Source organism: Marinobacter halophilus (genome assembly GCF_003007685.1).
Taxonomy (GTDB): Bacteria; Pseudomonadota; Gammaproteobacteria; order Pseudomonadales; family Oleiphilaceae; genus Marinobacter; species Marinobacter halophilus.
This window is the reverse complement of sequence record NZ_PXNN01000005.1, coordinates 25,404-43,826: the sequence shown is the minus strand read 5'-3', so window position 1 is coordinate 43,826 and position 18,423 is coordinate 25,404. Positions and strand designations below refer to the sequence as shown.

The 18,423-nt window shown below is 56.9% G+C and carries 17 protein-coding genes; 6 read left to right on the top strand and 11 right to left on the bottom strand.

What is annotated here, in order from left to right; genetic code table 11:
- Positions 1-38: 38 nt before the first annotated feature.
- From C7H08_RS03500 to C7H08_RS03490, 3 genes are all read right to left on the bottom strand, one after another.
- Positions 39-632 (bottom strand): exopolysaccharide biosynthesis protein, encoded by a 594-nt coding sequence (locus tag C7H08_RS03500; RefSeq protein WP_106670394.1) that lies wholly within the window; start codon positions 630-632, stop codon positions 39-41.
- Between the two features lie 27 nt (positions 633-659).
- Positions 660-971, bottom strand: a complete 312-nt coding sequence (gene bamE, locus C7H08_RS03495) for an outer membrane protein assembly factor BamE domain-containing protein (RefSeq protein ID WP_106670393.1) — start codon at positions 969-971, stop codon at positions 660-662.
- Between the two features lie 143 nt (positions 972-1,114).
- Positions 1,115-2,227 carry an NADH:flavin oxidoreductase gene (locus C7H08_RS03490; protein WP_106670392.1) on the bottom strand — a complete coding sequence of 371 codons (1,113 nt, stop codon included), beginning with the start codon at positions 2,225-2,227 and terminating at the stop codon, positions 1,115-1,117.
- A gap of 90 nt (positions 2,228-2,317) precedes the next feature.
- On the opposite strand from C7H08_RS03490, the gene C7H08_RS03485 reads away from it, so the two are divergent.
- Positions 2,318-2,782: a winged helix-turn-helix transcriptional regulator gene (locus tag C7H08_RS03485; protein WP_106670391.1), complete on the top strand. Its 465-nt coding sequence runs from the start codon at positions 2,318-2,320 to the stop codon at positions 2,780-2,782.
- A gap of 169 nt (positions 2,783-2,951) precedes the next feature.
- Entirely contained in the window at positions 2,952-3,617 is a 666-nt protein-coding gene (locus tag C7H08_RS03480) for an OmpW/AlkL family protein (RefSeq protein ID WP_106670390.1), read from the top strand.
- 94 nt (positions 3,618-3,711) lie between these two features.
- Here C7H08_RS03480 and C7H08_RS03475 read toward each other — a convergent pair whose 3' ends face one another.
- Positions 3,712-5,013, bottom strand: a complete 1,302-nt coding sequence (locus C7H08_RS03475) for a DEAD/DEAH box helicase (RefSeq protein WP_106670389.1) — start codon at positions 5,011-5,013, stop codon at positions 3,712-3,714.
- A 341-nt stretch (positions 5,014-5,354) separates the two neighbouring features.
- On the opposite strand from C7H08_RS03475, the gene C7H08_RS03470 reads away from it, so the two are divergent.
- Positions 5,355-6,203: a TlpA disulfide reductase family protein gene (locus C7H08_RS03470; RefSeq protein WP_106670388.1), complete on the top strand. Its 849-nt coding sequence runs from the start codon at positions 5,355-5,357 to the stop codon at positions 6,201-6,203.
- Entirely contained in the window at positions 6,196-6,972 is a 777-nt protein-coding gene (gene dsbG, locus C7H08_RS03465) for a thiol:disulfide interchange protein DsbG (protein WP_106670387.1), read from the top strand. Before C7H08_RS03470 ends, dsbG begins: the two co-directional genes overlap by 8 nt.
- 11 nt (positions 6,973-6,983) lie before the next feature.
- Here the strand turns inward: dsbG and C7H08_RS03460 are convergent, their stop codons facing one another.
- The gene (locus C7H08_RS03460; RefSeq protein WP_243411406.1) at positions 6,984-8,249 is read right to left on the bottom strand and encodes a hypothetical protein; all 1,266 of its coding nucleotides are present in this window, start codon (positions 8,247-8,249) and stop codon (positions 6,984-6,986) included.
- Between the two features lie 233 nt (positions 8,250-8,482).
- On the opposite strand from C7H08_RS03460, the gene mltF reads away from it, so the two are divergent.
- Complete coding sequence (gene mltF, locus C7H08_RS03455) at positions 8,483-9,847, top strand: membrane-bound lytic murein transglycosylase MltF (protein ID WP_106670385.1); 1,365 nt, start codon at positions 8,483-8,485, stop codon at positions 9,845-9,847.
- 1 nt (position 9,848) lies between these two features.
- Here the strand turns inward: mltF and C7H08_RS03450 are convergent, their stop codons facing one another.
- Together C7H08_RS03450 and C7H08_RS03445 are read right to left on the bottom strand one after the other, a co-directional pair.
- Entirely contained in the window at positions 9,849-11,375 is a 1,527-nt protein-coding gene (locus tag C7H08_RS03450; protein WP_106670384.1) for a flavin-containing monooxygenase, read from the bottom strand.
- A 158-nt stretch (positions 11,376-11,533) separates the two neighbouring features.
- Complete coding sequence (locus tag C7H08_RS03445; RefSeq protein ID WP_106670383.1) at positions 11,534-12,055, bottom strand: YgjV family protein; 522 nt, start codon at positions 12,053-12,055, stop codon at positions 11,534-11,536.
- 169 nt (positions 12,056-12,224) lie between these two features.
- Here C7H08_RS03445 and C7H08_RS03440 point away from each other — a divergent pair, with 169 nt between their 5' ends.
- Entirely contained in the window at positions 12,225-12,893 is a 669-nt protein-coding gene (locus C7H08_RS03440; protein WP_106670382.1) for a transglutaminase-like domain-containing protein, read from the top strand.
- Between the two features lie 84 nt (positions 12,894-12,977).
- Here the strand turns inward: C7H08_RS03440 and ahpF are convergent, their stop codons facing one another.
- From ahpF to betA, 4 genes are all read right to left on the bottom strand, one after another.
- A complete protein-coding gene (gene ahpF / locus C7H08_RS03435) occupies positions 12,978-14,543 on the bottom strand; it encodes an alkyl hydroperoxide reductase subunit F (RefSeq protein WP_106670381.1) in 1,566 nt (521 codons plus the stop codon).
- Positions 14,544-14,767: 224 nt separating this feature from the next.
- On the bottom strand, positions 14,768-15,331 hold the full coding sequence (ahpC, locus tag C7H08_RS03430; RefSeq protein ID WP_106670380.1) for an alkyl hydroperoxide reductase subunit C: 564 nt from the start codon (positions 15,329-15,331) through the stop codon (positions 14,768-14,770).
- Positions 15,332-15,519: 188 nt separating this feature from the next.
- Complete coding sequence (locus C7H08_RS03425) at positions 15,520-16,737, bottom strand: choline transporter (RefSeq protein ID WP_106670379.1); 1,218 nt, start codon at positions 16,735-16,737, stop codon at positions 15,520-15,522.
- Positions 16,734-18,422 (bottom strand): choline dehydrogenase, encoded by a 1,689-nt coding sequence (gene betA / locus C7H08_RS03420; RefSeq protein ID WP_106670378.1) that lies wholly within the window; start codon positions 18,420-18,422, stop codon positions 16,734-16,736. Before betA ends, C7H08_RS03425 begins: the two co-directional genes overlap by 4 nt.
- Position 18,423: the final 1 nt, after the last annotated feature.

Here is an 18,423-nt window from a genome sequence, read left to right as displayed (position 1 = left end):
AACCAGGCGGGAACTCGGGAACCTGGCGCTGAGGGGACTCAACCAGCCAAGTTGCTGCCAAGCATGATTGGGGCCGTTAACGAGATCACCCAGGCAAACAGGGCAAGAAGGCCATCCTTGGAAATCATGGCCAGGCCAAAAGCCATAAAGGCAACGCCGGCAATGCTCGAGCTGAACGGGACGATTTCGGTTGCCGGCATCACCCCGGCAATTACCATGCAACCCAGGGCTATCATGTAGAGCCCTGGCCCTCTCACAAACAGGATGAGCCTCGGGCGAATCAGGCTGTCGATCATTCGGGCGGGCCGGCGCAGCCACTTCAGCCCCTGTTGAAGCCTTATGACCGGTATCTCACGCCTTACCACCCAACCCGGCAGCCAGATGTGCTTCCTGCCTAGCAGAATCTGCCCAAGGGTTATCAGCATGAGCAGTCCCATAATGGTTGGCATTCCGGGAAATCCGCTCAAAGGCGTAACCAGGATAATGCCGACAAAAAGCACCACGGGGCCGAAAGTCCGCCTACCCACGGAGTCCATCATTTCGCCGATCGAAACGTAAGCACGGCCTTCAGCCCCGGCCTCGATAAGGTCTAGCAACTGCTCCATGTTGGCGGGATCGCTCTGATCATCCATTAATGCCTGCCTGCAGATACCGGGCACCTATTCGGTGGTGTTGAACACGTAGGATGACACCGTGCCATCGCTGTTAAAACGCACCACCAGGTCGGTGGTCTCCGCATCGCCAATGGCCGACCAGCGGTACTTGCCGTAGGTCCAGGTACGCTTGCCGTCTTCTACCCCGGTGCGCCAGGGCTCACCGAACATGGTCTGAATTTCAGCCCGGGTGGTTTCACCGATGTGGATCTGGTCGACATTATGGGTGGCAAAATCACGGCCCACGGTGGCGCAGCCCACCAGAGTGGCCAGCAACACAGCGAAGCCTGCCAGTTTGAGATTTCGGATCAAAGCCATATCCAACTCCTTTTTAGTGCATCCAAACGGAAGGGCTTCATCATAGCGTCTCCGCAAGGCAATGCGATTACCAAGAGGATAACTTTAAGCCAAAAAAAACCGCGGGCCCGGAGGCGCGCGGTGAATCATGATCGAAGGGACGATCAGTAAAGCTTGGTCAGAGACTTCTTGGCGAAGGCTGCCACCTCATTCAGGCGACCTTCTTTCACTTTCACAAGCCATTCAGGGTCTTGCAGCAAGGCACGTCCGACGGCAATCAGTTCGAATTCACCCTTGGTCATGCGCTCAACCAGCTCATCAATGCCGGACTGCTCGACCGCTTCCTGCTTGCTGGCAAAGGTGCCACTGATAAAGTCTTCGGTCAGGCCAACACTGCCCACCGACATGGTGGGCTTGCCAGAGAGTTTCTGAGTCCAGCCGGCGAGGTTCAGATTTGAGCCTTCAAATTCCGGCTCCCAGAATCGACGGGTAGACGCGTGGAAGATATCCACACCCGCTTCCACCAGCGGCTTCAGGAACTGCCCCAGCTCTTCCGGAGTGTTCACCAGTTTGGCTTCATAGGCCTGCTGCTTCCACTGTGAAAAACGCAGCATGATCGGGTAATCCGGGCCGACGCGATGGCGTACTTCTTCTACGATTTCAACCACAAAGCGCAGGCGGTTTTCCATGCTGCCGCCGTATTCGTCGTCACGCTGGTTGGTGCCTTCCCACAGGAACTGGTCAAGCAGGTAACCGTGCGCGCCGTGGATTTCCACGCCGTCAAAGCCCAGCGCCTTGGCGTCTTGCGCGGCATCGCCGAAGGCTTTGATGACGTCTTGAATGTCTTCTTTACTCATGGCCTTGCCATTGGGCTTGCCCGGCGCAAACAGACCAGACGGGCTGTAACCGGGGACGGACGGATCCGGCTCGGTGCCTTCCTGACGCACCGCGCCCACGTGCCATAACTGCGGGAAGATGGCGCCGCCGGCTTCGTGGACGGCGTCGACCACGTTTTTCCAGCCTTGCAGGGCGTCGTTGCCGTAAAACGCAGGCACGTTGGGGTAACCGTTGGCGGCCGGGTGGTTCACGATGGTGCCTTCGGTAATGATCAGGCCCACCCCCGCTTCGGCACGACGGCGGTAGTATTCCACTACGTTGTCACCCGGTACCCCTTTGGGGGAGAAATTTCGGGTCATGGGTGCCATGGCGACGCGGTTGCGCAGAGTAAGGTTGTGAAGTTCAAACGGTTCAAACAACGGACCCAGATTCATACTCATATTCGGTTGTAACCTCATTAATTTGGTTTCTTAAAGCAACCTTATTCAATTTGGTTTTAAAATGCAACCCTATTGGGTACACTCCCAACCATGGCCAGAAAACGTTTTGATGACTCCAGTTGCTCCGTCGCCCGCGCCCTCAATGAAGTGGGTGACTGGTGGTCCCTGCTTATTGTGCTGCACGCCATGTATGGCACCCGCCGGTTTGTGGATTTTCAGCAGCAGCTGGGCATCGCCAAAAACATCCTGTGTGATCGCCTGGCGCGCCTGGTCGACAACGAAGTACTGCGCAAGGAAGAAGTAGGTGAACACGGCTCCCGCTTTGAATACCGCCTGACCGAGAAAGGCCGGGATCTGTTCCCGGTGGTGGTGGCGCTGCGCCAATGGGGTGACAAATGGAATCCGGCACCGGACGGCCAGCCCCTGGATTTGCGTGATCGTGACACCGGCGAACCGGTGCAGACAGTCACCGTGCGCAATGCACAGGGTGAGCCCATGAGCATTCGCGATGTGTTTGTGGCCGAAGATCTCGACGGCACCAGCAAGTCTGCCTGACCATAAGGGCAAACCACATTTCCCTGAATCCCAACCGGTTTTTTTGAGTTGAATCAAGACCGCTTCGAAACCAAATCTGCGACCCGCCATTTCTTGCGCTAAATCAAGTTTCCAGTTTTCCCCTGCATTAAAGTTGCTCCATCGAACTTTAATGAGTGAGGAAAATACTATGTCTCGTACCTTCAAATTAGGTGTTCTGGCAGCGGCTGTCATGGCAACTGCACCGGCCGTTCAGGCTTTCGAAGCAGGTGATTTCATCATGCGCGCGGGTGTTGTGCATGTGGCGCCGGATGATTCTAGTGATGTGATTACTATTAATGGAGCTGCGGCTCTTGGCGCCGATGCTCGCGTTGCTGTGGATTCCAATTCCCAGCTGGGTATTCGTGGCACCTACATGATCTCAAACAGCTTGGGGCTCGGCGTTCTAGCTGCCACTCCGTTTAAGCATAACATCAACGGCGCAGGCGATATCGAAGCTCTGGGTAAAATTGGCGAAACCAAACACCTGCCACCGACGATTACCCTGCAATACTACCCGATGAGCAGTGCCTCTGCTTTTCAGCCGTATGCGGGTGTTGGCGTCAACTACACCACCTTCTTTGAAGAGAAGACCGTATTGGGCGAGCTCGACCTGGATGACAGCGTTGGTGTAGCGTTTGAGCTTGGTATGGATTACATGCTCAGCGAGCAATTCGGTCTGAACGCCGCCATCTGGTGGGCGGATATCAATACCGATGCACAAGTAACACTTGCCGACGGCGTCACTAAAACCGACAAATTCGACGTAGAAATTGACCCCATGGTCTACATGGTAGGTTTCACCTACAAGTTCTGATCCCGCATCCCGGCTGTCGGGAAGGCGACATTCAGACACAAAAAAGCGGGGCTTCACAGCCCCGCTTTTTTAATGTCCGGATAACCGGATCAGGTCACGCGCTCTGGCGCTGAGCCGGGCGACCAGTTCGGCCTTGTCCCTGGCCACTGCGGGCACCACTGCGTCCTGCAGGCTTGGGACCAAAGCTTTTACCTGCGCCGCCTTGGGGCCTGCGATTGCGGGCTTTGCTCGGGTCAGCACTGGCTTTTGGCTTCAACGGCAGGTTGTTTCTGGGCTCGAAGCCCTCCACTTCCTTGCGCGGCAGCTGCTTCTTGATCAGCCTTTCAATACCAGCCAGCATCTTGCCTTCATCGGCACTCACCAATGACAAGGCATGGCCACTTTCGCCGGCACGGCCGGTACGACCGATACGGTGCACGTAGTCTTCCGGTACGTTCGGCAGTTCAAAGTTCACCACCTGGGGCAACTGTTTGATGTCCAGACCGCGGGCGGCGATGTCGGTCGCGACCAGCACACGCACTTCGCCGGCCTTGAAGTCGGCCAGAGCGCGGGTACGAGCACCCTGGGACTTGTTGCCGTGGATAGCGGCGGCGGTGATGCCGTCTTTTTCCAGCTTCTGGGTCAGGCGGTTAGCGCCGTGCTTGGTGCGGGTAAACACCAGCACCTGTTCCCAGGCGTTGTCACGCACCAGCTTGCTCAGCAGCGCGGTTTTCTGGCTCTGATCTACCGGGTACACCGACTGAATGATGTTGTCGGCGGAGGTATTGCGGGCAGCGACTTCTACCTGCACCGGATTGTTCAGCAGGCCTTCGGCCAGGCCGCGGATCTCGCTTGAGAAAGTCGCCGAGAACAGCAGGCTCTGGCGCTTGGCCGGCAACAGCGCAAGAATCTTGCGAATGTCGCGGATGAAGCCCATGTCCAGCATGCGGTCGGCTTCGTCCAGCACCAGAAATTCCACTTCGTTGAAGCGCACAGCGTTCTGCTGATACAGGTCCATCAAACGGCCCGGTGTCGCCACCAGAACGTCGACGCCCTTGCGCAGCTTCATCATCTGCGGATTGATTTTGACACCACCAAAAACCACGGCGGCTTTGATGGGAACGTATTTGCTGTACAGATTCACACTGTCGTGAACCTGCGCTGCCAGCTCCCGTGTTGGCGTCAGAATCAACACGCGAGGGCCTTTACCATTGGTCGGATTATCCAACAAGCGCTGCAGGATAGGCAGAGTAAATCCGGCGGTTTTGCCGGTACCGGTCTGGGCCGCGGCCATCACATCTCGACCAGACAACACGGCAGGGATCGCCTGAAGCTGAATGGGAGACGGGATATCATAACCCTGATCGGAAGTGGCACGAACGAGCGGCTCGGACAAACCGAGGGAAGAAAAATTCATATAGGGTACTCTTGATTGATACTGCCTCCACGAACACCGTCGTCGGCGAATGCGGGCAGATGCCATGAACATTCATGGAATAAAAAACGACTACGGTCACGCGCCGGTATCGGGGTGACGTCCTCTGACAGGTCGTATGGATAATTCGCAAAGCGGCAAATAGCCTGAAACTGCGGAATCCCTAGAGGCAGGATGCAGGCACGGTAACAGAGGGTTTGGCAAATAGCCATAGGTGGTTTTCATTAGCAGGCTTACATTTTGGAAAAAGATGGAACTCCCATCAATGTCTGTGGTCACTAGCGGCCGTACCGTCTTAAAACTCACCGAATACTGGAGATGCCATGCTCAGCGTCGGCGTTGGCCCCGTTAGTCTGTCTATCGGGCACGTACTGCTGGTTTTTGCCTTTGTTGTTGCCCTGATCGTCGGCGCCATCGCCGGCCGCAAGCACAAAACACCGATCGCGGGCACCCTGTCTGACATTTTCGTCGTCGCCATGATCAGTGCCCGTATTGGCTTTGTTATCCGTTACTACGAGCACTATCAGGGTGACTGGCTGGGCATGATCGATATCCGCGATGGTGGTTTCGACATGGTGTCGGGCCTGATCGTGGCTCTCGTGTTTGGCGGGTTCCTGATGTGGCGCCGGGCCGACAGCCGCCGGGCACTGGGCACGGCCATGGTCGCAGGCCTGCTTACCTGGGGCTTCACCACCGGCACTCTCAACCTGATCAATCAGCAAATGAAAGGCCTGCCCGAAGTGGCCCTGACCGACCTTAACGAGCAGCCGGTAGATCTGAACGTCATCGCCAACGGCCAGCCAACGGTGGTCAACTTATGGGCCACCTGGTGCCCACCCTGCATTCGTGAAATGCCGGTACTGGAAGAGGCTCAAAAGCGCTACCCAGGCATCAACTTTGTGTTTGCCAATCAGGGCGAGCACCCGGAAACCATTCAGAAATTTCTCTCGGAACAGAACCTGGACCTGAACCACGTGCTCAGCGATCGTCAGGGCCAGTTTGGCCGGGTGACCGGCAGCCATGGCCTGCCCACCACCCTGTTCTATAACGCCGAGGGCAATCTGGTCGACAGCCACATGGGCGAACTGTCCCGCGCCAGCCTGTTTCGGGGCCTTGAACGATTTGACACCAACCACCTGACACCCTCAGCGGAGATAACAGCCAATGACTAGCCCAACACTTCAAAGATTACTGCAGGGCGGCCTTCTGTCGGCTGCCCTGGTGACCGCCACCGCACAGGCTGATAACCATCCGCCCGCCATCCAGACCCTGGAACAACAAGGCGTGACCGTTATCGACAGCTTTGACGCACCGGGCGGCATGACCGGTTATGTCGGTGAGATGCAAGGCCGCTCACTGGCGTTCTATCTGACCCCGGATGGCGATCATGTCATTGTCGGCACCCTGCTCGACCAAGATGGCAACAACCTGAGCGCCGCCAGTATTCAGGAGCTGGTTGAAGGGCCAAAGTTCGAAAGCGCCTGGCCGCAACTGGAAAGCAGCCACTGGGTCCGGGACGGCGCCAGTGACGCCGACATCGTGGTGTATACCTTCACCGATCCCAATTGCCCTTATTGCTTCCGGTTTCGTCAGCAGGCGGCCCCCTGGATCGACGCCGGCAAGGTTCAACTGCGCCACATCATGGTGGGCATACTCCGGGAAGACAGCCTGACCAAAGCCGCCACCATTCTGGGCAGTGACGACCCGGAAGCCGCCATGCATCAACACCAGGAAAGTTACGAACAGGGCGGTATCGAGGTGGATCGCGCGCGGGTGAGCGCTGCCCACATGGATGTGAAAGCCAATAATCAGTTAATGCAGGACCTGGGACTGCAAGCCACCCCGAGCACGTTATACCGGGATCAGCAAGGCAAGGTGCAGATGGTTCAGGGCCTGCCCAACCCGCAAGCGCTGCTGCGGATGATGGGGCCCAAGCCCTGAGCACGGGTTGATCAGGCCAGCCAGAAGGTCAGGCCAAAGGCCATCAGGCTGGCCGCCATCAATCCGGACAATGACAGCGCCAGACTCCACCGAAATGAAGCATCCCGGGCGCGGTAGCCGGTCAACCGCTCCATGATCAGGGCGTTGGCCGCAAACGGTGTCCCGAAGGCGGTAATGCCCCAACCGGTCACCATGGCGATGCCCAGCCCGATCTGAGCACTCTCAGGCCAGAGGGAGCCGAGAATGCCGCCCACCAGGGTGCCAATGACAATCGGATTCACGCCGCCCAAACCAGCCGCAAAGAACAGCCAGGGCACACCCGCCGCCAACATCGCCCAGAGCCAGACCGGCAGCTGTGGATTACCATCAATCTGGCCCAGCACCACACCACTGATAACTGCGCCGATAAACGCCGAGCCGCCGACAATGGCCAGTTCGTTGCTGACGTTGGCCATGCTGGACCAAGGCTGACGCTCCCGGCGCAGCCAGCCAAGTACCCGATACAGCAGAACGGCCGCAAGACAACTCAGCGCCACCGAATGAGCATAGCTGAGCTGATACTGATGGCTGAACAGAAACACGCCGGCACACACCGCCAGAATCAACCCGCTGAACCGCAGCCAACTGCCGCTTCCCGCCCGGTCTTCCTGAGCCACCAGGTCCTGCGCAGGTTCCGGCTCGCGCCAAAGCAGTCCCACCAACACCAGCACAATGGAGAACGGCACTGCCAGCAACAGCAACTGGACAATGCCCAGCCCCGGCAGCAAGGTCAGCGTAAGCACCACGGAGATGGACAGTGGCGAAAAGACAGGCGCCACACCAAACCCCCGCAATACCGCCCGCGTGGCGTTGCGAGTGGCCGGAGAGTCTCCATTTCGGCGAATACGCTCCCCGACCAGGCTACCAACCACCGCCACCGACCCGAAGTTCAGCGGCACAGACACCAGTGAGGTGCCGTAGGCCAGACTCAGATACCGCATCAGCGGCTTGCCGCCAAACAGGCTGGCCGAAATGCGCTGCAGATCTCTCGTCCGCGCCAGCACATTCGATAACAACATTACCGCCAGCACCAGGCCGGCCAGCCGGGTCATGCTGACGGCGGCAGTGACGATCAGAGCCGGGTTGTGGCCGAGGGCGAAAGCCAGTGTCAAAACCGCGAACGCAAACACCGCCCGGGGCACATAGCGCATATCCTGCCAGCCCAGAATCACCGCCAGACTGACCGCCAGCGCACCCACCAGCGCCATGCCCGGCAGCAGTGACAGCACGGCCGCCATCAACGCGACGTAGGCAAACGAAGAGCGCAGGGTGTGCTGCAAGAAAGGTTTCCTCATGCAAGGGCTTGATTCAGGAACACCTATAATAAGGATGCTAAGTTGCGGTGCCTATCCGCCATTCTGCGGATACATCGTCAGCTGTGACCAACCAATCCAAACGCTTGAAGCTGGAGTATATTTTCTACAGAGTAGACCTACATACAAATACGACACAAAAATAAGGGGATACGTTCATGTCCCGCGGTAAGCTAGCGCTTGGTGTGCCGGCCCTGATTCTTGCTCTTGCCGGATGCAGCGAACCATCCCAGCCAACGGCACAGCCTGGCCTGGAATCGCCCTTCGAAACCGGCCTTCTGAAAGTGGCCACTCGCAACGGCTCCACCACCTATTATCTCGACCGCCACGAAAACCCCGTCGGTCCGGAATACGCCTTGATCGTGGATTACGCCAAGGCCCGAGGCTGGCAAGTGGAATGGACCATGCTGGATTCAACCAGCGCGGTGCTCGATTCACTTGAGGCTGGCAACACACACCTGGCGGCAGCCGGCCTGACCCACCTGTTTACCCGCAATGAACGCTTTACCCAAGGCCCGGCCCATACTGAGATTACCGAGCAGCTCGTCTGCCACCGGGACAACCGCCCGTTGCCCAAGAAGCCTGATGAGCTCCCCGGAACGGACATTGCGGTCACTGCTGGCTCCAGCTACGTAGCTACCCTCAATGAGCTGGCCGAACAGCATCCTGGCATTGAGTTCCGGGAAGATGCTCAGCGCACAACCGAAGTGCTTCTCTCTGAAGTTGCCGATAAAAGAATCGGCTGCGCCGTCGCCGATTCCAACATTGTTCAAGTGATGCGCCGGCACTTTCCGCACCTTGAAGTGGCCATGAACCTTACTGAGGGTCGTAACCTGGGCTGGTACCTGCCTGCAGATGCCAAAGAACTGGCGTCAGATGCACGGGAGTGGATGAACAGTACCCAGGGTGATGAAGCAATTGCCAGCATGGAAAGCCGCTACTTCGCCTACATTGGTGAGTTTGATTTTGTTGATCTGCGGGCACTGAATCGCAGCATCAAGGCGAAGCTGCCGCGGTATATTGAAGAATTCAGGGCGGCAGAGCTGAAGACCGGAATACCCGCCGATTTGCTGGCCGCCCTGTCTTACCAGGAGTCTCATTGGGAGCCGACCGCCAAATCTCCCACCGGGGTGCGCGGCATCATGATGCTAACCCGTCGCACCGCCACATCTCTCGGCGTTGCCAACCGGCTGGATGCCAAAGCCGCCATCGACGGCGGTGCACGCTATCTGGCAGACCGCCACCGGCGCCTGCCGGACACCATTCCCGAGCCGGACCGGACCTTCCTCGCCCTGGCCAGCTACAACATAGGCCGCGGCCATCTGCTGGATGCCCGGCAACTGGCCCGTGATCTGGGCAAGAACCCGGATTCGTGGGATGACATGGCACAAGTGCTGCCACTGAAGGCAGACAAACGCTACTACCCCAGCACTCGCTATGGCTACGCCCGGGGCTATGAACCCGTGCACTACGTGCAGCGGATTCGAAACTACCGTGACGTGATCCGCGAGGCCTTCCAGTAACTCAGGCTCCGAACAATGCAGAACGCAATGGCCGGAAAAACCCGGCGTTCTGCTGTTCATCCACCCGGCTGCGCTTGCCGTCAAACTCCAGATAACCATCTTCAATCGGCTCAAAGCGCAGGATTTTCACATCCTTCAGGTAGTTCTGACTCGCCTTCCAGGGGCCATGGGTGCCCTGGCGGGGCAGCCGGTCTTCCGCGCGTTTGATGTAACCAGCGTCCAGAGAACCCAAAACCGTATCGTCGCCGAGGCTGTTTTCGGTGTCCCGGGGCACTGCCACCCGATAATCCTTGCGATCCATGTGATTGATCAACCGGCACAGGTACTCGCTGGCGATGTCCGCTTTGAGAGTCCACGAGATGTTGGTGTAGCCGAAGATCATGCCCGCATTAGGCATGCCCTCGATCATCACGTTCTTGTAGATCACTTTGTCTTTCAGCACCACGCTCTGGCCGTCAACCGTTGGCGTAATGCCACCCAGCATCTGAATGTCCAGCCCGGTAGCCGGGATAATAATGTCGGCCACCAGCTCTTCGCCCGATTTCAGGCGAATGCCGGTTTCGGTGAAGCAATCAATATGATCGGTCTTGATGGACGCGGTGCCGGCCTTGATAGCATCAAACAGGTCGCCGTCTTTGACCACACACAGGCGCTGATCCCACGGATTGTAGTCCGGGGTGAAGTGGCGCATGTCGGCCTTGCCTTTCAATTGCCGCCGGATGATCGACAGAAACAGCCGGCGCATGGCCTTCGGGCTTTTCCGTGACCGTTCGTACAGCAGCCGTGAAATCGAAATATTGCGAGCCCGGGTCAGCCGATAGGCGGTTTTCTCCGGCAAGACTTTCTGCAGCGCCAGGGTGACCTTATCAGTCGAGGGTAACGGCATCAGGTAGGTGGGTGAGCGCTGCAGCATGGTCACATGGCTGGCCTTATCGGCCATGGTGGGCACCAGCGTAATAGCAGTAGCGCCACTGCCGATCACCACCACGCTCTTGCCCGCGTAGTCCAGATCCTCCGGCCAATGCTGCGGATGTACCACCTGGCCTTTGAAATCCTGCTCGCCAGGAAAATCAGGCTTGTAGCCCTGATCGTAATTGTAATAGCCGGTGCAACCCACCAGAAAGCTGGCCGTGTAGGTTTCGGCTTCGCCGGTTTTTTCATTCTCTGCGCTCAGTTTCCAGCACTTCTCCGCGCTGGACCAGTCGGCAGTCTTCACCGCCACGCCGTAACGGATGTGCTTTTCGACATCGTTTTCCCGAGCGGTGTCGGCCACGTACTGTTTGATCGAGGCACCGTCGGCCAGTACCTTGCCGCCAGTCCAGGGCCGGAAGTTGTAACCAAAGGTGAACATGTCAGAGTCGGAACGGATGCCGGGGTAACGGAACAGATCCCAGGTGCCCCCCAGCGATTGCCGCCGCTCCAGCACGGCAAAGCGCTTGCCCGGGCATTCCCGCTTCAGATGGCAGGCCATGCCAATGCCGGAAACGCCGGCGCCGATGATCAGAACGTCGTAGTGTTGGTGGCTCATGGGTGTCGTCTCACTGTTTTTATGTTCTTCCCGGCTCCTGACCCATCAGAAGCCTGCGTTGAGACAAAGGTACGCCGATGCGGATCAGACGAAATTGGCCACTTTCACACTGACAGACAGTTACTCAGGCCACCCACGCAGCCATTGGAATTAACGCATCAGGGCTCGATGCCCGGATATTTCCTGCGAATTCGGTACAACCGGGCAATGGTAATAACGTTGGTGACCAGCACCATGGCTTCCGCCAGAATGCCGCCAACCGAGCCAATCACAATGTTGTTGAGCATCCAGGCGAACGCGGCAAATCCGAGCACCACCCGCAAGGCAATGCCCTTCAGCAGGAACATGCCGACAGTGCCCAACACGGCGGCCGCCAACGGGAACAGGTCTGTCACTGAGGCCCAGGTCGCCCAGGCGACCAGCAAGTTGACCGCCAGCAGCACGGTCATCATGGTCCAGTTACCCTGGAACCTCCGGGCCAGCGCGATGCGCACGATTACCAGCACTGTCAGGGCTGCGGCCGTCCAGCTCTGAAAAAACGCAAACATCAGGGCAAAGGCGACGTTGGCGGAAATCAGCAATACCATCAGCCGGTCGTCGCTCTTGCTGGCAAACCCCGCAATGCAAAAGCCGAGGGCGACCAGACCGAAAATCTGGCCCAGAACTTCTGTCAGAGGCATGATCAATCATTCAGTTAATGGGAAGCCCCCAGACTGACACAGATCCCGGGCGGTAACCACGGCTCGTGGTGATCAAATCGGGCAACAGTAGTGGTGGAATAAATCATTGCTCATAGCTTGCTAATTGCGAGATCATCGCGGGATAATCCGATAATGCCGGAAACCCCCAATGGAAAACTATCTCAAGCCCACCGCTTTCTTCGACTACGACCAGCCCGAAGTAAAGGCCTGGATAGACCAGCAACTTGAAGGCGTGCCGAACGATCCGGTCGAGCAGGCCAAGGCGCTTTACCTGGCCGTACGCGACAGCGTTCACTACAACCCGTACGTGTTCCAGACCGATCCACACACCCTCACCGCCAGCTACGCCCTGACCAGCGGTGAAAGCTACTGCATCCCCAAAGCCGTGTTATTGGGTGCCGCCGCCCGCGCCGTCGGCATTCCCAGCCGCCTGGGCCTGGCAGACGTGCGCAATCACCTGTCCAGCCCCAAGCTGATCGAATGGCTAAGATCCGATATCTTTCGTATGCACGGTTTCATCGAGTTGTATCTGAACGGGCAATGGGTGAAAGCGACCCCCGCCTTCAACCGGCAACTGTGTGACATGATGAAGGTGGAACCCTTGGAATTCGACGGCGTGCACGATTCGGTGTTCCAGGAATTCACCGAATCCGGTGAGGCCCACATGGAATACATCAACGATCACGGCGTGTTCGAGGATGTGCCCCACCAGTTTATCGTCGAGGGCGTGCGCGCCGCTTACGGTCACCTGTTTACTGACCAGGGCCAATCGGCTCAGGCTAACGGCAGCCTCGAGCAGGATATGTCAGCAAACTAAAGGCACTTACATAAAAAAAACCGGCACCTACATCCTGCAGGTACCGGTTTTCGGGGTCAGCCTTGACTAGCAGGCTCTATCCACTTACTCGGCCGAGTTGCGGATCAGGAAGTCAAAGGCGCTCAGAGCGGCTTTTGAACCCTCACCCATCGAAATCACGATCTGCTTGTACGGCACCGTGGTAGCGTCGCCGGCAGCAAAAACACCCGGGATCGACGTCTCGTTACGATCATTTACGATGATTTCACCGTGCTGGCTCAGTTCGATGTCGCCTTTGAGCCATTCCGTGTTCGGCACCAGGCCAATCTGCACAAACACACCTTCCAACGTTACCTGATGAGATTCACCGGTGTTGCGGTCAGTGTAAACCAGGCCATTTACCTTGCCGTCAGCGCCGGTGATTTCAGTGGTCTGGCCAGAAGTGATGATCTCGACGTTTTTCAGGCTGCGCAGTTTCTTCTGCAGAACGTCGTCTGCCCGCATGTCGGCACCGAACTCAATCAGGGTAACGTGGCCAACGATACCGGCCAAGTCGATAGCCGCTTCGACACCGGAGTTACCCCCACCGATCACCGCTACGCGCTTGCCTTTGAACAGCGGGCCGTCGCAATGTGGGCAGTAAGCCACACCCTTGTTACGGTACTCTTCCTCACCGGGTACACCCATCTGGCGCCAGCGAGCACCGGTCGACAGAATCACCGTACGGGCCTTCAGAGATCCGCCGTTGGCCAGGCGTACTTCGTGCAGGCCACCCGTCTGCGCGGCCGGAATCAGCTTCTCGGCACGCTGCATATTCATGATGTCGACTTCGTATTCGTTAACGTGTTGCTCCATGGCAGCAACCAGTTTCGGGCCCTCGGTGTAGGGCACGGAAATCAGGTTTTCGATACCCATGGTGTCGCTGACCTGGCCACCAAAACGCTCAGCGGCAATCGCGGTCGGAATGCCTTTACGGGCGGCGTAAATGGCCGCCGAAGCACCCGCTGGGCCACCACCGATGATCAACACTTCAAAGTTGCCCTTCTGGTTGATCTTCTCAGCTTCTTTGGCGCCGGCGTTGGTATCCAGCCTGGCCACGATCTCTTCCAGCGTCATCCGGCCCTGACCCCAGGGCTCGCCATTCATGTACACGCTGGGCACCGCCATTACCTGGCGCTTCTCCACCTCGTCCTGGAACAACGCACCGTCAATGGAGGTGTGCTTGACCTTCGGGTTGAGCACGCTCATCAGGTTCAGTGCCTGCACCACATCCGGGCAGTTCTGGCAGGACAGGGAATAATAGGTTTCAAATTCGAACTCGCCGTCCAGTTCTTGGATCTGCTCGATCACGTCCTGCGACGCCTTGGATGGATGGCCACCCACCTGCAGCAGCGCCAATACCAGTGACGTGAACTCGTGGCCCATCGGAATACCGGCAAAACGGACGCCAATATCAGTGCCCACACGATTGATCGCAAAAGACGGACGACGCACGTCGGCGGAATCCTCAGTACGCAGACTGATCTTGTCGGACATCGGCTCAAGCTCGTCCAGCAACTCCTTGAGTTCCTGAGACTTGGCGCTGTCGTCATAGGCCGCCACCAGCTCAATCGAGTGCTGCAGCTTTTCCATGTACGCCTTCAACTGTCCTTTGATATTGGCATCCAACATGTGCGGTCTTCCCCTTGATGTCGTGAAACTAACTGTTTGGATTCAATAATGAATCGTTGTCTGAAGTTGAGCCTACGATAAGCGTTGCCCGCGCGTTGCTCAAATTGATTGACCCAAACTGTTTGATAGGCCTTTGCTATACGATTCGGAAAAACCGATTGATAAATACGAAAAAGGCCCGCGATGCGGGCCTTTTCTGATCAGCTTCAGTGCAAAAAAGAAGCTTAGATCTTGCCAACCAGGTCCAGAGACGGAGCCAGTGTTGCCTCGCCTTCTTTCCACTTGGCTGGGCACACTTCGCCAGGATGGTTGCGCACGTACTGAGCCGCTTTCACTTTGCGCATCAGGTCGTCTGCGTCACGGCCAATGCCTTCAGCGGTGATTTCCATGGCCTGAATAACGCCATCCGGATCGATCAGGAAGGTAGCGCGATCTGCCAGGCCCTGACCTTCACGCATCACACCGAAGTTGTTGGTGATGCTGCCGTTCTGGTCGCCTACCATGAAGTAGTTGATCTTGCCGATGGTTTCAGAGCTGTCGTGCCATGCTTTGTGAGTGAAGTGAGTGTCGGTAGACACAGAAAACACTTCTACGCCCAGCTTCTGCAGTTCTTCGTACTTGTCAGCAACGTCGCCCAGCTCAGTCGGGCAAACGAAAGTGAAGTCGGCCGGGTAAAAGAAAAATACAGACCACTTGCCTTTAACGTCGGCATCGCTGATTTCTACGAACTCGCCCTGCTTGAAGGCAGTTGCGTTGAACGGTTTGATTTCGCTGTTGATAATACCCATCTGAGAATAACTCCTGTTGATTCATTGGATAATGAATAAATTCGATGTGAACAATACGGCTTTCACGGCTTCAGTGAAAATTGATTATTTCCAAGCCAGGGATAGGCTTAACCTATCCCTGGTCAGATTCTCGACCGCCAGTTGCCGCTTCATCCTGTAAAACGCGCGCGTGCCCTGTTAGTGGGGGCTTATCCCGCAAGTTCAATCTTTCTGAAATCCAGAATATTTTCTTCCGGTGACGATTTGATGGCAGCCACTTCCGCTCGCTTGTTCATGAGAATGTAGGCAAAACAGGCGAAGTACAGGGCAATCACCAACGCACCGACCCACTGGATACGGAGGAAGTCGAGCTGGAACAGCATGGTCAGGCCCACCATGGTGGCAAAATTGAACAGTACGTATCTGACTCGGCCCAAGCGTTTCGCGGTCAGGTTCAAGTTATCAGTGTACAGCCGGATCAAGGAATCCAGCGAATTAACCACCATCAATACCCCCACAGAAATCATCGCGAGGTTGGTGAATGCGGCAATTTTGAGACCCTCAGCATGGTAGTGGAACAACACCGCAAACCAGACGCCGATCGCAATAGACGGCACTACCAGCATGGCAATCAGTAGTTTCCAGGTTTTGATACCGCTGACAAAACGAGCGGTAAACTGGCCAATCATGATGCTCCAGGAGAACCACCAGAACAGGTAGAACTCATGGTAATCATTGATCGGCAACGCAAAGTGATGAAGGTTGGTGAAATACTCCCCAAGCATCCCGATGGTGCCAAAAAAGTCTGCCGGAGAGCCCCTGCCCATCGCGAACGCCCGCAACCACATGCCGGCAATCAGAGCGATAAACAACACACTGGAGCCGATACTGAGAATACGCACGTACTTGATCTTGGAACTGGAATACACCGCAAGCGCAATGGCGATAAAGACAATTACATAGAACGCCGGTTTTAAAATTTCGCCATCACCCAGCTGCGGCAGATACCAGGGCAGGTTCACCAGCAACAGGTACGCAGTGAACGCGCAGGTGCCGATGATCACCACGTTGTTGATTAGCTTCACCACCGGAATTTCAAAAAACTTCACCCGCGGCTCGATGATCGCGAAGTAAAAACAGGTCAGGAAATAGAAGCCCCAGATCAGAAAGGCCCAGAAGCCAAATTCGATCGCCAACGGATTGGCAAAGCCGTATTCGGGATTGTCGCTGACATTGCCGTAGCCAGCGAACTCGGTCAGCGGGAACATGATCAGCCCCACATCCAGACCGGAGGTGAACAGGATCGCAATGAAGGTAAACGTGCGAACGGGCGTTACGCCGATGCACTCGATATCCCACCATTTGTACAAAATCAGGGCAATGGCCGCAAAGGTGAAAATCAGGCCTATGGATAACCAGAGTGTCATGAGTATAAGTTCCTCTTTGCTGCCCCCGGGCGCTGGCGATTCTGCCACTGGTCGTCCATCACCACAGGCGCGTCAGAGGGTTGCAGGGGCTCCTTGCCCCGGATCAGATCGGCAGCCCGCTCCGCCACCATGATGGTGGGTGCGTTCAGGTTGCCGTTGGGAATGATCGGGAAAACAGACGAATCCACCACTCGCAGGTTGCGAATGCCATGAACCCGGGTGGCCGGGTCTACCACGGCCAGTTCATCGGTGCCCATCCTGCAGGAGCAAGACGGATGATAGGCGCTTTCAACGGCCTGACGGACAAACGCATCGATCTCCTCGTCAGACTCGACATCAATACCCGGCTGAATCTCTGGCCCCCGGTATTCATCCATCGCCGGCTGGTTAATAATCTCACGAGTCAGGCGCACGCAATCGCGAAAGCCTTCGCGGTCGGCTTCGTGTTGCAGATAGTTGAAACGGATAGTTGGTGCCTGTTTCGGGTCGGCTGACTGCACATGCACAAAACCCCGGCTTTTGGGCTTGTTATGGCCAATGTGCAGTTGAAAACCGTCGCCATCGAAAGCTTCCTTACCGTCGTAACGCATGGCGGCTGGTAAAAAGTGGTATTGCAGGTCTGGCCATTCGACGCCGGCTTTGGAACGGATAAAACCACAGGATTCAAAATGGTTGGTAGCACCCAGGCCATCCTTGCGCAGAATCCAGCGCACACCAATCTTTAGTTTGTTCCACCAGTCCAGCTTGCCATTTAGCGATACTGGCTGCTTGCAGCGATACTGAAAATAAAACTCCAGATGGTCCTGCAGGTTTTCACCCACACCCGGCAACTCGTGCTGCACTTCGATACCGGCTTGCTCAAGGACCTCACGTTTACCGATGCCAGACAGCTGCAATAGATGCGGTGAGCCAATAGAGCCTGCACACAGAATCACTTCTTCAGCCGCTTTGGCCTCGTGAATCTTGCCGCCCTGTTCATAGCGCACTCCGGTAGCAGATTTACCGTCCAGCAATACCTTGTGTACCAGGGCGTGAGTGACCACGGTCAGATTCGGACGATCCATAGCGGGGCGCAAATAGGCGTTGGCGGTAGACCAGCGACGGCCGTTCTTTACCGTCATGTGCATGGCACCGAAGCCTTCCTGCCGGGCGCCGTTGTAATCGTCGGTTCCCAGGTAGCCGGCATCGATACCCGCCCGGATAAACGCGGTATACAACGGGTTACGCATGTTGTTGCCGTTGTTCACGCCCAATGGCCCCTGATCGCCCCGGTAGTCATCGCCACCAAACGCCCAGGTTTCGGCCTTTTTGAAGTACGGCAGCACGTTCTGATAATGCCAGCCGGTAGCGCCCTCGGCGTGCCATTCGTCAAAGTCCCGGGCGTGGCCACGCACATAGACCATGCCGTTAATAGACGATGAGCCACCCAGTACTTTGCCCCGGGGGCAATGCATGCGGCGGTTGTCGAGGTACGGCTCCGGCTCAGTCTCGAACTGCCAGGCATATTTTTTAGTATTCATGGGAATGGACAGCGCGGTCGGCATCTGGATAAAGATGCTCTTGTCGCTGCCGCCGGTTTCGAGCAACAGTACCCGGTGGCGGGCGTCTTCGGTGAGCCGGTTCGCCAGTACACAACCGGCAGACCCCGCGCCCACAATGATGTAATCGTATCGATTTTCTGTCATA

Bases quoted from the DNA above. Each gene is read 5' to 3' on its own strand.
- ahpC (WP_106670380.1), bottom strand. From the start codon at position 15,331: ATGGGTATTATCAACAGCGAAATCAAACCGTTCAACGCAACTGCCTTC.
- C7H08_RS03450 (WP_106670384.1), bottom strand. From the start codon at position 11,375: ATGAGCCACCAACACTACGACGTTCTGATCATCGGCGCCGGCGTTTCC.
- dsbG (WP_106670387.1), top strand. From the start codon at position 6,196: ATGACTAGCCCAACACTTCAAAGATTACTGCAGGGCGGCCTTCTGTCG.
- C7H08_RS03460 (WP_243411406.1), bottom strand. From the start codon at position 8,249: ATGGCGGCCGTGCTGTCACTGCTGCCGGGCATGGCGCTGGTGGGTGCG.
- C7H08_RS03440 (WP_106670382.1), top strand. From the start codon at position 12,225: ATGGAAAACTATCTCAAGCCCACCGCTTTCTTCGACTACGACCAGCCC.
- C7H08_RS03470 (WP_106670388.1), top strand. From the start codon at position 5,355: ATGCTCAGCGTCGGCGTTGGCCCCGTTAGTCTGTCTATCGGGCACGTA.
- ahpF (WP_106670381.1), bottom strand. From the start codon at position 14,543: ATGTTGGATGCCAATATCAAAGGACAGTTGAAGGCGTACATGGAAAAG.
- C7H08_RS03490 (WP_106670392.1), bottom strand. From the start codon at position 2,227: ATGAGTATGAATCTGGGTCCGTTGTTTGAACCGTTTGAACTTCACAAC.
- C7H08_RS03480 (WP_106670390.1), top strand. From the start codon at position 2,952: ATGTCTCGTACCTTCAAATTAGGTGTTCTGGCAGCGGCTGTCATGGCA.
- C7H08_RS03445 (WP_106670383.1), bottom strand. From the start codon at position 12,055: ATGCCTCTGACAGAAGTTCTGGGCCAGATTTTCGGTCTGGTCGCCCTC.
- C7H08_RS03475 (WP_106670389.1), bottom strand. From the start codon at position 5,013: ATGAATTTTTCTTCCCTCGGTTTGTCCGAGCCGCTCGTTCGTGCCACT.
- betA (WP_106670378.1), bottom strand. From the start codon at position 18,422: ATGACAGAAAATCGATACGATTACATCATTGTGGGCGCGGGGTCTGCC.
- bamE (WP_106670393.1), bottom strand. From the start codon at position 971: ATGGCTTTGATCCGAAATCTCAAACTGGCAGGCTTCGCTGTGTTGCTG.
- C7H08_RS03425 (WP_106670379.1), bottom strand. From the start codon at position 16,737: ATGACACTCTGGTTATCCATAGGCCTGATTTTCACCTTTGCGGCCATT.
- C7H08_RS03500 (WP_106670394.1), bottom strand. From the start codon at position 632: ATGGATGATCAGAGCGATCCCGCCAACATGGAGCAGTTGCTAGACCTT.
- C7H08_RS03485 (WP_106670391.1), top strand. From the start codon at position 2,318: ATGGCCAGAAAACGTTTTGATGACTCCAGTTGCTCCGTCGCCCGCGCC.
- mltF (WP_106670385.1), top strand. From the start codon at position 8,483: ATGTCCCGCGGTAAGCTAGCGCTTGGTGTGCCGGCCCTGATTCTTGCT.